The following is a 16,095-nucleotide window of genomic DNA, read 5'->3' as shown; positions in this document are numbered from 1 at the left end:
CCGTGTTACGCCGACCTCACGGTTCCCCAACGCTCCTGCAGATATCCCGCCCCAAACCCCAACCCTCCTGCAGATATCGCCCCCCAAACCCCAACCCTCCTGCACATATACGCCCCACACCCCCGACCCTCCCGCACATATACGCCCCACACCCCCGACCCTCCCGCACATATACGCCCCACACCCCCGACCCTCCTGCAGATATTGGCCCCAAAACCTAAACCCTCCACCACATATCGGGGCCCAATCTGCGGCAACAAGGGGTCAGAACTGAAGGAGCGTCGGTGGTAAACCCGCCATACCTGAAGGAGGGTCGGTGGAAAACCCGCCATATCTGCAGGAGCGTCAGTGGAAAACCCGCCAGGACTGAAGGAGGGTCCACCCAAAACCCGCCATACGTGCAGGAGGGTTCACTTCCGAAGACGCGCAGAATACGCTGATGCAAGTTGCCCAGTTTCCCCATCCCCATCTCCAGTTTCCGATCCCTATGCCCAGATTCCCGATCCCCATCTCCTGCTTCCGATCCCCAGATCCAGTCCCCGTCGCTTTCATTGGCCATATCTCGTTCCCTACCCCACCACCACCCCCTCCTCTTCCTCCTCTTCCTTCCATTCCCCTTCCCTACCTTGGAGCTCATCGATGACAGGTTGGAATGCCGAAAACCTTGCAGGTTCGGCGGGCGCCGGCGCCGTGACGCTGTTGGCGGGAACATCCTTTTGTGTGTCCGCAGCCAACGGCGATATGGACCAACTACGCCCCCACGGAATGTTTTTCCGGGACACTCGGTTCGTTTCCAACTGGGTCCTGGCGGTGAACGGGCACGCCATCGAGGCCTTGGGCTCCCCGGTCCCGGAGCCTTATCGTGCCGATTTCATCGGCCGGGCGGCACGCACCGACGGCCTGGCAGACAGCCACCTGTTGATCGAACGCCGACGGAGCCTGTTCGGCGGAGTGCGCGAGGAAATCACGGTCAGGAACTTTTCCCACAAAGCCACTCGATGCACTGTTTCGCTGACGGTGAATGCTGATTTTGCCGACATCTTCGAAGTCAAAGAAGGGCGGGCACGGCACGAGAGTGTGCATTTGGCGCAGGGCAGCAATGGGGCCTTGGTCCTTGAGTCCCAGCGGCAGGGGCGGCATGTGCTGGTCACTGTCGATGCCCCGAATGCCCTGGTTGACGGCGATGTCCTCAGCTATGACGTGGCCATCGGGCCCCAAGGCCATTGGTCCACCAGCGTGACTGCCACGCCAAGCATTGACGGGGTTGGACCGGATGCCGACGCCTCTGTTTGGGGCAGCCAGCGTCCTTACGATGTCCCGGAAGAGAGATTGCAGGAGTGGCACGGCAAGGTTCCCCAAACGGAAGTGGCCAACCACGCCTTCCAAGAAGCGTTGGATCAAAGCAGGGCAGACCTCGGCTCGTTGCGGATCTTCGACCCCGACCATCCTGGGTGCACGGTGGTGGCAGCAGGATCGCCTTGGTTCATGGCCCTCTTCGGCCGGGACTCGCTCCTGACTTCCTTCATGACCCTTCCCCTCGACCCCTCGCTGGCCCTGGCGACGCTGCGGACCCTCGCCGACCACCAGGGCCGCACCGTCAACCCGCTGAGCGAAGAGGAACCCGGCCGGATCCTGCATGAGGTCCGCCTGGGCGCCAGCACGGGTTTGGCCCTCGGGGGCGGGAGTGCCTACTACGGGTCGGTGGATGCCACTCCGTTGTTCGTCACGCTTGCCGGGGAGCTCACCCGCTGGGGATTCCGCTCCGAGGTCACGGAATCCCTCCTGCCAGCGGTGGACCGGGCCTTGGATTGGATCCGCGACTACGGAGACGCCGACGGGGATGGCTTCGTGGAGTACTCGCGGGCCACGGACCAAGGGCTGTTCAACCAAGGCTGGAAGGATTCCGGGGACGGCATCAACTTCGCCGACGGCACTTTGGCCATGCCTCCAACCGCGCTGTGCGAAGTCCAGGGCTACGTGTACACGGCCTATCTCAGCAGGGCACTCATAGCCCAAGAGGACGGAGATGCCAAGCTTGCTGCGGTGTGGGGTGCGCGGGCGGCCGAACTCAAGCGCAAGTTCAACGAGCAGTTCTGGCTCCCTGAACGCGGCTATTTCGCGATCGCCCTGGACCGCGACAAGCGGCCAGTAGATGCGTGCGCGTCAAATATGGGCCACTGCCTCTGGAGCGGAATCGTCGACGACGACAAGGCTCCCTTGGTCGCGGAACGGCTGATGTCGGACACCATGTTCACCGGGTGGGGTGTCCGGACGCTCGCCTCAGACATGGCAGCCTACAATCCTGCGAGCTACCACAACGGCTCGGTGTGGCCGCACGACAATGCCCTCATTGCCGGCGGCTTGATGCGGTACGGCTTTGTGGAGGAGTCCCAGCGGATCGTCATGGGCCTCTTGGATGCGGCGGAGGCTTTTGGCGGGCGGCTGCCGGAATTGTTCTGCGGCTTGGACAGGAAAACCTACGGAATGCCCGTTCCGTATCCCTCGTCATGTTCACCGCAGGCGTGGGCGGCCGCCACACCGGTTCACCTGCTCCGCGTTCTGCTCCGCTTCGATCCCTGCCTCACACACGGAGGCCTCTGGCTGGCTCCTGTGGTCCCGGAGGGCTTCGGGGACATCAAGATGCGGAACATTCCGCTGGCCGGATCCCGGATTTCCCTGGAGGTGGTCAACGGAAAAACACGGGTCACGGACCTGCCTGAGAATATTGCGCTGCACCTCGAGGCCCGCAAACCGCTTTCCGACCTGTTGGATGTCCACCATGCCACCGCTGGACCGCGGCGGGGGAAGTAGATGCGCATCGGATTGGTTGCCCCGCCCTGGATCCCCGTCCCACCGCCCGCTTACGGCGGCACCGAGTCGATCATCGATATCCTGGCGCGTGGCCTGTCCGCAGCCGGTCATGATGTGCTTCTGGCGGCGGCGTCCGGAAGCACATGTCCAGTGGCCAAGGTCCCCGGTCCTCCGCTCGCGGACGGATCCAGGATTGGGAACGGCACCGACGAACTTCGCCACAGCGTGTATGCCTTCGCGGCCATGGAGGGCGTGGACCTCATCCACGACAACACGCTGGCCGGGCCACTCTATCGGCATCGGCCAGGCGGTATTCCCCTCGTCGCAACGGCCCATCTCCCCTTTTCAGCCGAAAACCATGACATCTACCAAGCAATGGCAACCGACACCGCGATCATTGCGATCTCGCATCATCAGGCAGATACTGCCCCCGGAATCAAGACACGGAGGGTCATTCACCACGGCATCGACACGCAATCCGTCCCGCTCGGATCCGGCGACGGCGGCTACGCCAGCTTCCTTGGCCGGATGCATCCCGGCAAGGGCTTGCCGGAAGCAATAGAGGCCGCCAAGCTGGCCCAGATTCCGCTCCGAATTGCGGCCAAAATGTACAGCGCGGAGGAGCATGAGTATTACTCCGCGGTCATCGCACCATTGCTGGGGCCCGACGTCGAATACCTCGGCGAGCTGAACGCCGCGGACAAGTTCGTCCTCCTGGGCGGCTCCGTGGCTTTGCTGAATCCGATTCAGTGGGATGAACCCTTCGGGATGGCCATGATTGAGGCCCTCGCTACCGGCACGCCAGTAGTGGCAACTTTCCGAGGATCCGCCCCGGAGATCGTTTGTGAAGGCGTCACGGGTTACCTGGGTTCCAATCCTCCGGAACTCGCGTCCGCCCTCGTTGCCGCCGCCACGCTGGACCGAGGCGAATGCCGCCGGGCCGCGGAAACCTATTTCGGCGCCGAAAGGATGGTTGCCGAACACCTGGAGCTCTATGAGGAGCTTCTCGCCGAGCAGAAGTGATCCTCCCAGCTAGATATGGCACCCTGAAGGGGATGAGTTTTCCTAGCACAGGCCGGCTGACGGCCACACAGAGGACCGCAAACAAGCGCTGGGCAGGCGCCGGAACGGGTTTCCTTTTTGTGCTGGCAACCTTGGCATGCGTGGCTGGCTTCGCGGCCACCTACTATTTCTTCGTCCGCACCACAACGGGACAGTACATCGACGAATCCGCCCTGGTGGAAGCCGTGACCCTCAACGGCCCGGCCGAGCGGGCAACCACCAAGTTCCTCGATTGGTTGCCGGTCATTTCGGTGGCGATCGCCGCCGTCGTCGTCCTTTTCGTCACGATAGCGCGCCGGCGCTGGAAGGCTGCGGGCATTGCCCTGGCCGCTTGTGTGGCGGCGAACCTGGCCACGCAGATCTTGAAGGATTGGTTCCCGGACAGGCCGTTCCGAGGTGTCGAGACCATCGAGCTGAATTCGCTGCCGTCCGGCCACACGACCCTGGCGGCCTCGGCGGCAGCCGCGGTGTTCCTGGTGGTGTCGCCCCGCTGGCGCCCTGTGGCCGGGTTCCTGGGCGGCACGTTCGCGGTGGCGGCCGGTGTGTCCACGCTGATCAACCAGTGGCACCGGCCCGCCGACGTCGTAGCCGCGTTCCTCCTGGTGGGAGCGGTCATGCTCCCGGCCGGCTGGCTGGTGCTGCGCACCGGGAACCGCTGGAACGTCCAGGACGATCGCGGCGACCATTGGGCGTCCTCGCGTTTGTGGCTGTTGTTGTCGGCGCTGGCGGGCGTCGCGGCGGCGGCTGTTGCTGTGTACTCGCTGATCAAGATCGCCCCTGGTTTCGGACAGGAAAGCAGCACCACCAACTACTTTTGGGCCGGGGCCGCGCTGATCGTCATCACCGGTTATCTGGCAACGGTCGCTGCCACCTGGCTTTTCGGACTGAGCGCCCGACGGCGGCCCACACCTTGAGCGCCCGACGGCGGCATTCGCCTTAGGCGTCAGCCGCACCAGCTCGGGAGAAACCCTGGAACGCTTTTCAGGACCCTGCCGGTCTTCAGATCCACGAGGTCTGTCCGCATGGGGAAGGGTTCGGGGAGAACGGGGTATTGGTCTCCTGCGTATTCCGGGGGTGCCGTTTCGATCGCGAGGTAGTCACGGGCCGGAGAGACGCAGAGGTCCAGAATGCGCGACCATGCGGCGGAAGGCTGGTAGAACTGGCGCGGGCCGTTCTTGCCGGTGAGGATGACGGCGGAAGCCTCTTTTCCGGCGTCGTACTTTCTCACGACTTGCACGTACTGGCCGGAACCGTCCAGGACGAGGGGCTGGCCCGCGGAGGCGGTGACCCCGTTGGCAGGATCGGTCGCGGAGGTCCCAGTGAGTTTCAGCGGTGCCGGTGTGCCGGTGGCGAGGCTGATGGTTGAATATCGGAGCGGGTCTATGCCTTTTCTCAGCCCCGGGTCGGCCACGGCGAGTTCGTTGGTGCCGGGGACGAATCCGAGAATCCCGGCGTGCGTACCCAAAGGCGACACCTTGCCCGGTTCCAACGCGTCAATGAGAAACATGGATCCGTCATCGGTCCGCACCACCAACGTGGCCGCATCGGGCACAAAGCGCCAATCCGCAGCCGACACCGTGCCGTTTATCCCCTGGACGGGGCGCGGACCCGCGGACGGATTGTCGACGTCGTACACGAAGAGTGTCTTCCAGTACTGGCCTGTGGCCGACGACGCGGTGAACGTGAAACCGATGAGGTGTTTGGATCCTGCCGCATGAAGGTTCGCCACTGTTCCCAGGCTTGGCAAGGGAACCAGGGTTGGCGGGCCGCCGGCGAGGGAGACGATCTCCAGTGAGCTGGTGTTGTCATCGTTGATCGTGACTACGGCGAGGGCGGAGGGAAGGGCGGCATATTCCTGAATGCGGGGAGCACTGACAATGGCAGTGGGTTCGCCGGTGCCGGAAAGACTTGTGCCGCGGATGGTGTCCGGCTTCTTCACCCCTGTGTTGTCCTTGCCCGTGTCCCGTTGCAGGGTGTACAGCGCGAAGTCTGCGGAGGCGGAGGAACGGGTTAGCGCCGAGGTGGAGTTGGGGTGTGGCAGCTTCGCCAGGTTCGCGGCGGTGAGGCCACCGGCAAGCAGCGTGAGGATCGTGATGGTGCCGTAGAGCCGCCGGGCGAAGCGGCGCCCAGCGGCGAGCGCGGCGGCGGCTGCAGCGGCCGCGGCCCGCTTGGCAGAGGCAGGGCTGCGCTTAGTAGACATAGGGCTGCGCCGGCTGGGTGGTGGGGATGATGGAATCCGGGATCAGCACGATGGCCTCGCGGCTGGCCGGGTTGGGGTTGGCGCGAAAACCGCTGGAGATCGTGACCCAGCTGTCGGTTGTGTACTCATTCTGCCAACCCGGGTGGTACACCGGAATGCCGATCGGTTGCGCATCGACCGCGCAACAGGTGACCACAAAGCGGGCCACGAAGAAAACATTCGGATCAGTCTTGTCCGGGGTGATGAACCCGGTCACGGTGGCAGTCTTGTCGGCAAAGAAGTCCTGTCCGGCGCCGGAGCGAAGCAGCGATGCCCAGTCCCTCACGGTGAACGCGGAGTAGTCGCCTTTGCTGGGCAGGGCGGGCGCTTTCAGCGTGAGGGCAGAGGCCGAGCCGTTGAGGTCCCGTTGGGCGACTGTCGCCGTGGTGAGGGTCGACGGCGGCAGGATCAGCAAGGCGACGACGGCGGCGATCACCGTGAGCACGCTTCCGACCGACCACAGCCAGCCCCACCGGGATCTGCCCTCCTCGGCGTGGTCGTGGTCGTTGTCGTGCTCGTCCGGGGTGGCGGGATCCAGGGTGAAGGCCGCGAGGGCAAGCACGGCGGCTATCACGGCCATGATGATCGTGAACACGAAATACCGTGGATGGATGTACAAAGCAAGCTGGCCTGTGAGCCCCAGCCAGATCGTGGCGATGAGGCCGATCAGGCCGAGAACCACGCCCTGCCAGTGGGCCACGAGCCGCCTAATGACCATAGTTGACCGCCAACCCGAGTACAGCCGCGCACAGTGCTACCAGCAGGCTGAGCTGCAGAAGCGTTTTCGCGGTGAACGTGGTGCGCATCAGGGCGAGCATTTTTACGTCGATCATCGGCCCGAAAACGAGGAAAGAAACGATCCCTCCCGGCATGAAGGTTGCGCCGAAAGACAGGATGAAGAAAGCATCCACGTTCGAGCAGATCGCGACAACGAACGCCAGCAGCATCAGCGCCAGGACAGACCAGACGGGGTTCCCGCCCAGGGTGACCAGCACTTCACGGGAGACAGCAACCTGGATCAGCCCGGCCATGCCTGCGCCAATGAACAAGGCCGGCATCATGGCACGCGTCTCCTGCGAGAACATCCGCACGCTGCGCTTCACCCGGCTGGCAGGGCCGTGGTGGTCAGCCAGGCTACAGGTCTCCTGGAAACGGGTGGTCAGCAGGTCCTGGGGGCGCGGATGCCGGCTGTAGATCCAACCGACAAGGTTCGCGATGAAGAAGCCGCCAAAAACGCGGGAGACCAGGACGCCGTTGTCCCAGCCGAATGCCTGCGCGGTGGTGACGATGGTGACGGGATTCAGGATGGGGGCTGCGAACAGGAAGGTCATCGACTCGGCAACCGTGAGGCCCTTGACCACCAATCCCCGGGCCAATGGAACATTCCCGCACTCGCACACCGGCAGCAGCATTCCCAGGAGCGAGAGCACCAGGCGCCGCAGCACCGGGCTTCGTGGCAGCCGACGGAGCAGCATGCCCTCCGGCAGCCAGACCTGGACAGCGATCGAGAGGACAATCCCGAGGAAAACGAAGGGCAGGGATTCGACCACCACGCTGATCGAGAGCGTCGCAAAGTCGCGGGCGGCGTCGGGAAGTCCAAAGGTTGCCGACGCGGGCGGTGCCAGCACCCGGACCACGGCGAACAGGACAACTAGTGCGAGACCGACGGCGAGCCCGGCAGCAGACTTCGATCTGAAAGTGGGCGCCGAGCTTTTGTGCTCGTGTGCCGACTGTTCGCTTGTGTCGACGGCGGGCAGCGTCACGGGCACTCCTTCCTCCCTGACCCGGCCGGAAGGGCCTGACCGGAAAGGGCTGGGAAAGCTAACTACTTACAGCAGAAGTTCTACCCAACCGAGCGCGGGAAGGAACGAGTAATGACCACCCGTCTCTCGCCGTAGCCTCGCAGGTGCCCGGGGGCGAGCCACAGTGCCCGACGGCGGCCGTCGCTACAGTGCCTTCGGGGGCGAGCCGAGGCGTACCCTGAGGCTATGGGCTCCGAAGTCCTGAATCTCAGGCTCAGCACGGGCATCACGGTGCCGTGTCTCGTCCAGGGCGACGTCGATGCAAAGCCGCTGGTGCTATTGCATGCATGGGGTGAATCCCGTCGAAGCTTTGACCGTCTTGTACCCCGGCTGACCAGCTTCAGGGTTTACGCTCCCGACCTCCGCGGGCAGGGCGATGCGGACAAACCACCGGAAGGCTATTCGCTGGCAGAACAGGCCGAGGACGCCGCGGCCATCCTGGATGCCGTCGATGTGGACAGGGCATTCGTCCTTGGCTCCTCCAGTGGCGGCTACGTGGCCCAGCAGTTGGCCATCCAGTACCCCGATCGTGTCGCGGCGCTCGTGCTGGCGGGTTCCCCGTTGAGCCTTCGGGCCCGGCCATCTTTCGCCAAGGACATCGACCGCCTTGAGGACCCCATCGACGAGGACTGGGTACGGACTTCCCTGTCCTGGTTTCCCCTGCTGCATGCTGTTCCCACGTGGTTCATCGAGGACCGGGTACACGACGGGATCAGGATGCCGGCGCACGCGTGGAAGCGCATCCTCGATGGTTTGTGCACGGCCACGCCCCCAACCGAGGCCGGAACAATTCTCGCGCCCACCCTGATCCTGTGGGGCGCGCACGACTCCGTGCTGCCTCGGAGGCACCAGGAAGCCTTGGCGGCCCGAATACCGGACGCCGTGTTGAAGGTCTATCCAGGTGTGGGGCACTTGGTCTTGTGGGAGTGTCCGGACCAGGTGGCAGAGGATGCGACGGCGTTCCTTGGTTCGGTCGGCTGAGGCTCAGCGCGCCGCCGGCACCAGCGCGCGCAGCCGGAGGCGGGCAGGTTCCTCGACATACTTGAACATCAGATGGGTGGCGAGGGCAATTCCGGTCAGGCAGCCCGCCGCGAGCACGTTCGAGGCCACAGGACCCGCACCATTCGGCCAGTCCCTGTTCAGCCAGTAGTAGAGATAGATAAAGAACATGTGGACCAGGTACAGGCTGTAAGAGCTGCGTCCGCCATACTGCAGCCAGCGTGCCGACAGCGCCGAGCGAAGCCAGCCCTGGGTCAGGCTCAGGAGCGCGATCAGCAGCGGGAAGGCCAGCACCGCAAGCCGTCCCGGGCCCGGTTTTCCTGCCGCTGCCAGGAAGATGACGACGGCGGTTCCGGCCAGTACCGCGCCCGGCCCTGCGAGCGCGGAGTTGAAGTTCATTCGGTCCGCATTCCGCGCGGCGATGCAGGCGAAGGCGCCGGAGAGGAAGCAGCAGGTGATCCGGAGCAGCCACTCGTACGGCTGCTGCTCGCCGGTGGCGATCGGCAGGTCCTGGCCCCAAATGGCTGTCGGCAGGAGGACCATCACTGAAGCTGCAAGCGCTGCCAGCGGATGCAGCCGACGCAGCCGGAAGAGGACCATCGCCAGCAGCGGGAACGCCAGATAAGCCATCCATTCGGCGCTGACCGTCCAGCCCGGCCCGAACCAGCTGGCGCCGTCGGTGCCCGGTTGGAACCAGAGATGGACCATCAGCAGTTGCTTGGCCAGCCCCCACGGCGACAGATCCGGGGCCTGGGTCTGCAGGGACCAGGTCCCCACGGATTGTTCCTCGGTTCCGTACGCGAACCACAGGCCCAGCACGCCCACCACCAAGGCGAACGCCGGCCACATCCGGGCGAACCGGGCCCAGACAAAGTCCGCGGCCGCACGCCAGCGGAACCGCGGGCCCAGCCGGTCCAGGTAGGTGTAAGTGATGATGAAGCCGCTGAGCACAAAAAACACGTCCACGCCCAGGTCACCATTGGAAATGACAGGGCCGAACAGCTCGTAGACGGGGGCCAGGAAAGTCTGCCGCATGGCCTGAAGATGGAAAAGCACCACCCACAGCGCCGCAACGAAACGCAGCGCGGTCAGTGTCCCGAGATCAGGCCTGGACTGCTGTGAATCGATCTTCGGCCGGGGAGCTCCTGCGCCTTCCGGTCTGGCTTTCGCCGGGGCCGGATTCCCGGTGGGTTTCCAGGAAGTGGCGGGACGCGGAGGCGTGATGACTGAAACCATCCGATTCACCATACCGGAGGCTCCTGACCGGAGTCTGGGAGTGGGCGGCAGGCGGCCTGGGTGCAGGACCCGCCCCACATAGCCGCTACCGGCTGACTCCGCCGCCCACATCAGGCAGCGTCCGACGGCGGCGCGTCCCGCCGTCGTCGGGCGCCTTAGTAGTTGCGGCGGTGTTTGAGCTTGGGGAGCGCGACGGCGAACACGGCCGCAGCGGCCACGCCCAGAACGCCTGTGGCCCAGACGCCGGCTGCAAGGGATACCGCGGCTGTGAGGGCCGAGAGCAGGACGGGTCCACCGGTGGAACCGGCGTCGGAGATGAACCGCCACAAGCCGAGGAATTGGCCGCGGCCGTTGTCCGGGGAGAAGTCGGCGCCGAGCGTCATGATGAGTCCCGAGCTGATGCCGTTGCCGAAGCCGATCAGGAGCGAAGCCAGGAGCAATCCTACAAACTCGGCCGATAGGGGCATCAGGAACAACGCCGCGCCCATGATGAGCGTGGACGGCACGGCAACCCACATCCGCCCCTTGCGGTCCATGAGTTTGCCGGCGGGGTAGAACACGAGCATGTCAATCGCCCCGGACAGGCCGTAGATGAGTGAGGCGTGTGTTGCGTCCAGTCCCAGGTGGTCCGCCCACAGAGGGATGACCACCTGGCGGGAGGCCCGGAGCGCGCTGAGCAGGAGGATCCCGGTGCCGATCGTCAGGAACACGCCCGCGTGGGAAACCGCCACGCCCCGGAGGGTGGGTTCGGGTCCTTTGGGGCTGCCGTCGGCGTCGTCCGGCACAACGAGGTCGGGGATGGTGAGGGACAGCACCGCTGCAGCCGCCATGCCCACAACGCCGACCCAATACGCACCGCTGATGCCTGCGAACTGCATCACCGCCGCGCCGACGAACGGGCCGACGAACACGCCGATCCGGGTGACGCCGCCCAGCGTAGACAGGGCGCGGGCCCGGAAAATGACCGGGACGGCCTCGGTGAGGTACTTCTGGCGAGCCAGGTTGAAGACGCTCGTGGACATCCCGACCACGGTCATGGCGGCTGCGAGCAACCAGATGCCGTTGTGGGCAAGGAGTGGTGCGAATCCTGCGGCCAGCAAAGCCAAGGCTCCGGCGGCACCTGCGCCTACTATGGACCACCGCTCACCGAACTTGATGGTGATGAGCGACGCCGGCAGGTTGAAGAGCCAGGAGCCCAGCCCTATTAATGTGACCACCAGGGCGGAAACGGCAACGGAAGCGCCAAGATCGCGGGCGGACAATGCCACCACCGGAAGTACAGCGCCCTCGCCTATGCAGAACAGCAGTGCGGGCCCGAAGGCAGGCAAGGCAATGCTGCGGAGGTTGAAGGGTCGGATGGTGCTGGTGGTGGTCATCCCTACTATCCTAGCGACGCGCAAAATACCTATCGCACCCGGAATTCCAGCAGCGCCAGGCATTCTGCGCAGCGCGGGACACTTTGCGCGTCATAGGGCTCCTCGCGCACGACGCCGGGGCACCCCTGCCGTTGCCAGCTTCCGTTCGAACACGCCGGGAGCCATGAGTTCTGCCCACACCCAACGGACGACGCCGCACCCGGTGGCACGGATCCGGTCCTCCCGCAGCTTCTCCTCGACCACGGCTTGGGCGGCAGTCCGTCCCTTCAGGAATTCCGGCTTCAGGTATTTATCGATGCCGTCGAACTCCCCTGCCACCCGCGCACCCTTCCAATAGAAGTCCGAATAGCCCACGAGGCCTGCTTCGTCGCGGAATTCACGTTGAAGTACAGGAGCCTCGAATCCGGCAGCGTGCATTAAAGCGCGGCTGTAGGATTCCCCGGCAGATCCGGACAAGGGATCTGCGAAATCGACGGCGGCTTGGATCCTCCGGATGGCTGCTGCCGTATAGATTCCATCCGCTCCTGCCAGCAGCGTCTCTTTCGTGATGGCCGGCAGTCCCCGTTTCCGATCGTCTTTGAGCACGTGGTCCAAGGGAGCGATTGATTCGACGAACGGGGTAAAAGCGGCCAGGTCCAGCACTGTGCGCACCCTGTCCGTCACCAATAGCCCTTCGCGACGACGCACCATAAGGCTGGCGGGGTCCGCGTAGTGGCGGGATATCCCGGCACGCGAGCGGCCGCCGTCGTTCTTCAGGGTCACAGCTTGCACCGGATGATGCACGCCTATGGTCGGGATCCCCAGACCGACGCTGCCGAGTGCCTGGCGAATATGGTCCGTGCGCTGGAAGTTTCGGCTGCGGCGCTGACCCGGACACGGTATTGTTCCCACGGTTTCAGCGCGGCCCACACAGCGCCGTCCACGTACACCCCTTGGCGAATGCGATAGAGGGTACCCGCCTTGGCACTCCGGGCGAGTTCCTTGAGAGTAGTTCCGTGAAAAAGGTGATCCCGGCTGAGGATCAGGCGGGGCAAGTGGGTCATGGATACGAAACTGCCACGCGGACTGCGGCCTTGGCAGCACCGATTTACTCCATGTGGACAACTCCGCGGAAATAATCCCGACGCGCCCCGCGCCCTCCGATGCGCCCCGTGCCCTCCGACACCGCGTTTTCCTGACGCCCCCGGAATTCCCGCCGCGCCAGGAATTTAGCGCCGCGCAGGGCAAGAAGCGCCGCGCACGGCAAGAAGCGCCGCGCCTACTTGAGGAAGCTGGCGCTGAAGGAGTTCAGGTCTACGTTGATCCCGTTCAGGTTGTGCTCGAACTTCTGCTGGATCCCCACGCGCATGGTCCGGGCCGTGTTCCAGCCGCCGTACTGCACCGGGGCCGGAGCCAGGTAATTCGCGGTCCAGCTGGCGTAGTTGATGTTGCCCGCGTTGGTATCCCACAGGGGTACGTCCGAGAACGCGGCGCTGTTGTTCATCAACCCGGGCCACATGCCGCTTCCGCTGTAGATCACGGGGCGAACGCCCAGGCTGCGCACGCCATCCACCATGGCACCCGTCACGGGCGAACTCCCGGGCTCGACGTCCAGGGCGAAGAACTGCAGCTGGGACATGTACGGGCCTGCGGCTTTGATGCCGCCTTCCCAGCACGATGCGTCACGCGTGTAGACCGCGATCTTGAGCCCGGCGTCGAGCGCCATCTTCAATTGGGCCTGGGTCTGTTGCCACGGGGTGCACGTGCCCCAAACGGTTGAGTGCATCACGTAGAGACGGAAGCCCTCGGCGTATGCCTGACGGAACCAGGCGGGATCAGTGATGGCCGCGGTGGTGTCGAGCACCTTCACGGAGCCGTTCGGGGCAGCTTGGGGCACGACGACGGCGGGCGCCGCTGCGGCGGCAGGCTGCGGAACGGCGGGGGGTGCTGGAGCTGCTGCCGGAGCGGGAGCGGCCGCAGCCGGAGTGGCGGCAGGGGCGACCTGGGCGGCGGGCGCGGCGTTCGCGATGGGTGCGGGTCCGGCGTCGGGCGCTGGTTTGGTGGAAGGGCCAGCACTGGAACCGGTAGGGATGGCCGAGGCACTGGTCAGTCCGACGAGGAGCAATGCAGCGAACGCGAAAGCAAGGTTTTTTGGAATCAAAATGAGGCTCCTGGGTGCTGGCCTCGGGTCCAGAAACGGGCGCAGCGAATTGTCACAAAAGTGAAAGATGGGGGTGCACCATGCCCGGGCCCAGTTCCCGGTCATGGCGAGGACGCCCCGCAATACGGAAGACGTCCGCCACCAACTTTAGGAAAGTCTGGGCAGAAGCGACAATTTGCAATCCAGGTAGCAGTCGAGTATGAAACCGGCCGGGAGGGAGCAATCCAAGTAGTTAATAGAGTGTCGCGAGCGCAAAAACGACGAATTACTAAGTAGTTCCACCCAACTGACTCGCAGTTAATGTCGTTTTGAGCCCTGTAAACGACATCTACTGCGAGCTAGTTGGGGGGAACCCGCGAAAAAGGAGGCGCTACACGTACCCGTCCACGATCGCGGCCGCGATCTCTTTGTACGCGCGACGGGTCTCGGGGCGGAGTACGTCAAGGGTGACCAGGTCGCCGTCGGCCACTCCCCTGTCGTGCGGAACGGCAATCAACTGTCGGCAGATGCCGGAGAGGTGTTCCTCGATGGCGTCCTTGTCCACCCGGGATGAGACTTCGTCCTTGTCCGTGATGACCACGATCGCGTTGCGGGCCAGGTCCTCGTACCCGTGGCTCGCAAGCCACTGGAGGGTGCTGCGGGCACGCTTGGCACCGCTCACGGCATAGCCGGCGGCGATGATCAGGTTGTCGGCCGATTGCAGGATGCCGCTCATCGCGTTGTGCGTGACGCCGGTGCCGCAGTCGGTCAGGGCTACGGAGTAGTAGGCGGAGATCAGCTGTCGGATGCGCAGGTACTCCTCGGCGGTGAGTGAATCCGAGACTTCCGGGTCCTGTTCGCCGGCGATCAGGTGCAATCGACCCGCGTGGTGCATGTACCGGGCGAGTGCCGTGAGCGAATCGACGTTGTCGACGTTCTTGAGCAGGTCCGTGATGGTGCGCGGAGTGGCCTTTTGGTAGATGCCTTCACCCAGGGCGCGCTCCACGAGGTCGCCGGAATCGGGGTTGGCGTCGATGGCGCAGGGCGGGTCGCCGCGGAACTCCGCGAGGGTAAGGCCGACGCCTACCGTGGTGGAGGTCTTGCCGATTCCGCCCTTGAGGCTCAGGACGGCGGTGTTGTAGCTGCCTTGGAGCTGCCGGGAAATGCGCCGCGCCAGTTCGTCTTCCTCACGCTGTTTGGCGCTCGGGCCGAGGTTCCAAGCGCCACCGGTGAGCTTGTAGAGCATGCCGCGGAAGCCGCCGATGGGACGCGGCTTCTGTTCCTTCACGAAGGAACCTGGGGACGAGATGAAGTCGGAAATCGGAGCGTTCGCGGCAGCGGCCCGCCCGGTCCGCGCTGCGGTAGGAGCCGGAGCCCCCGACGCCGGTGCTGCCGCCGTCGGGCTCTCGAAGCCGGGTTCCCTACGGCGGGAGTCTTCACGGACCGGTTCCGCCTCGAGGGACGCGTCGGCGGCAGCGGCCGCTTCAGCCCAGGATCTGCTTTGAAGCGGGGCAGCGGTTGCTGCGGGTGCATCGGAATCGTTCGGCGTAATGATCGGCATAGTTCCTGTCCAGGCGTCGCCCTCTGCACGGCGGCGATCGCGGCGTCGCCAAAGTTCGGGCTGCCCTTCGTCAGATGCAGCAGCGGCGCTGGTTTCGTTATCCACGGAATCCGGCATGGTCTTGTCCCCTAAGACTCGCGGCGTTATGCGCCGCCGCTCTCGTTTAAATTGCTTCAACCAGCAATTCTAGGTGGAGACCGTCACAAATCTGTCATGGCAGGCGTGCCGCCCATGCTGGAAGGCCCTTTGGCCTGGACTCAAGCCGGCTGGTCGGAGGGCGGAACGTCGGCGCCGAAGGCAATGTCGGGAAGCTCGACGTCGACCGCGTCGCCGCTGTTGTCGAGGTCGACGTGGCGGGCACCTTTCCATTCGCAGGCATTGGCCTGGGATGCCGTCCAGAATTGCTCCCAGTTGTTGAGTTTCCACTCGTCGCGCTCGTAGCCGCGGGCAACAAGGCGCTCCCTGACGGCCTCGCCATCGGTTCGAACATGCACCACGATCAGCTCGGCCTCGGGCCAATGGTGCTCCCGCCGGGCGTTGATGAGGTAGTCCGGATCGGCGAAGAACTTGCCGAAGGGCGCGTCCAGGACCACGGAGCGGCCGATGCTCAGGTTGTCACTGGTGAGGTCCAGGATTGACGCGTACTCCAGGGGAAGGATGGCCTGCTGGTAGAACTCGTTGTTGTCCCGCTCGTTCGGATCGGAGCCGTTGATTGTCAGCAGCAGCTCCGTGAATCGCTTGGTGGCGGTGTCCTTGTCGATGTAAGCGGCACCGTAGTGTTCGGCGAGGAGCTTGCTGACGCTCGACTTGCCGGAGCCCGCCGGCCCGATCACAAAAAATACCTGCGGCATGGTTGTCTTCAACTGTCTGTTCTGCATTGAACTCTGGAT

The 16,095-nt window shown here is 64.5% G+C and carries 13 protein-coding genes; 4 read left to right on the top strand and 9 right to left on the bottom strand.

Annotation, left to right across the window (positions count from 1 at the left end):
* The first annotated feature begins 639 nt into the window (after nt 1-639).
* Genes OW521_RS16115 through OW521_RS16105 form a run of 3 tightly spaced genes read left to right on the top strand, consistent with a single transcriptional unit; the run spans nt 640 to nt 4,787 of the window.
* Entirely contained in the window at nt 640-2,811 is a 2,172-nt protein-coding gene (locus OW521_RS16115; protein WP_268020621.1) for an amylo-alpha-1,6-glucosidase, read from the top strand.
* A complete protein-coding gene (locus tag OW521_RS16110; RefSeq protein ID WP_268020620.1) occupies nt 2,812-3,834 on the top strand; it encodes a glycosyltransferase in 1,023 nt (340 codons plus the stop codon).
* Nucleotides 3,835-3,866: 32 nt separating this feature from the next.
* Nucleotides 3,867-4,787 carry a phosphatase PAP2 family protein gene (locus OW521_RS16105; RefSeq protein WP_268020619.1) on the top strand — a complete coding sequence of 307 codons (921 nt, stop codon included), beginning with the start codon at nt 3,867-3,869 and terminating at the stop codon, nt 4,785-4,787.
* Nucleotides 4,788-4,816: 29 nt separating this feature from the next.
* Here OW521_RS16105 and OW521_RS16100 read toward each other — a convergent pair whose 3' ends face one another.
* Genes OW521_RS16100 through OW521_RS16090 form a run of 3 tightly spaced genes read right to left on the bottom strand, consistent with a single transcriptional unit; the run spans nt 4,817 to nt 7,875 of the window.
* A complete protein-coding gene (locus tag OW521_RS16100) occupies nt 4,817-6,073 on the bottom strand; it encodes a hypothetical protein (RefSeq protein WP_268020618.1) in 1,257 nt (418 codons plus the stop codon).
* The gene (locus OW521_RS16095; RefSeq protein ID WP_268020617.1) at nt 6,063-6,812 is read right to left on the bottom strand and encodes a TIGR03943 family putative permease subunit; all 750 of its coding nucleotides are present in this window, start codon (nt 6,810-6,812) and stop codon (nt 6,063-6,065) included. The genes OW521_RS16100 and OW521_RS16095 overlap by 11 nt, the downstream gene beginning before the upstream one ends.
* 7 nt (nt 6,813-6,819) lie before the next feature.
* Nucleotides 6,820-7,875, bottom strand: coding sequence for a permease (locus OW521_RS16090; protein WP_268020616.1), 1,056 nt, complete (start codon nt 7,873-7,875; stop codon nt 6,820-6,822).
* A gap of 225 nt (nt 7,876-8,100) precedes the next feature.
* Between OW521_RS16090 and OW521_RS16085 the strand changes: the two genes are divergently transcribed.
* Nucleotides 8,101-8,895, top strand: a complete 795-nt coding sequence (locus tag OW521_RS16085) for an alpha/beta fold hydrolase (RefSeq protein WP_268020615.1) — start codon at nt 8,101-8,103, stop codon at nt 8,893-8,895.
* Between the two features lie 3 nt (nt 8,896-8,898).
* Here the strand turns inward: OW521_RS16085 and OW521_RS16080 are convergent, their stop codons facing one another.
* The 6 genes from OW521_RS16080 to OW521_RS16055 form a co-directional block, all read right to left on the bottom strand.
* Complete coding sequence (locus OW521_RS16080) at nt 8,899-10,149, bottom strand: acyltransferase family protein (RefSeq protein ID WP_268020614.1); 1,251 nt, start codon at nt 10,147-10,149, stop codon at nt 8,899-8,901.
* Between the two features lie 155 nt (nt 10,150-10,304).
* Nucleotides 10,305-11,525, bottom strand: coding sequence for an MFS transporter (locus OW521_RS16075; RefSeq protein WP_268020613.1), 1,221 nt, complete (start codon nt 11,523-11,525; stop codon nt 10,305-10,307).
* 90 nt (nt 11,526-11,615) lie between these two features.
* Entirely contained in the window at nt 11,616-12,287 is a 672-nt protein-coding gene (locus OW521_RS16070; RefSeq protein ID WP_326493967.1) for a hypothetical protein, read from the bottom strand.
* A gap of 496 nt (nt 12,288-12,783) precedes the next feature.
* Nucleotides 12,784-13,665: a hypothetical protein gene (locus tag OW521_RS16065; protein WP_268020612.1), complete on the bottom strand. Its 882-nt coding sequence runs from the start codon at nt 13,663-13,665 to the stop codon at nt 12,784-12,786.
* 370 nt (nt 13,666-14,035) lie between these two features.
* Nucleotides 14,036-15,322 carry a MinD/ParA family ATP-binding protein gene (locus OW521_RS16060; protein WP_268020611.1) on the bottom strand — a complete coding sequence of 429 codons (1,287 nt, stop codon included), beginning with the start codon at nt 15,320-15,322 and terminating at the stop codon, nt 14,036-14,038.
* Nucleotides 15,323-15,462: 140 nt separating this feature from the next.
* Nucleotides 15,463-16,056: an AAA family ATPase gene (locus tag OW521_RS16055; protein ID WP_268020610.1), complete on the bottom strand. Its 594-nt coding sequence runs from the start codon at nt 16,054-16,056 to the stop codon at nt 15,463-15,465.
* Nucleotides 16,057-16,095 lie beyond the last annotated feature (39 nt).

This window comes from Arthrobacter sp. MMS18-M83, from assembly GCF_026683955.1.
GTDB lineage: Bacteria > Actinomycetota > Actinomycetes > Actinomycetales > Micrococcaceae > Arthrobacter.
The sequence above is the reverse complement of the archived record's forward strand: the minus strand, read 5'-3'. Positions and strand labels throughout refer to the sequence as shown.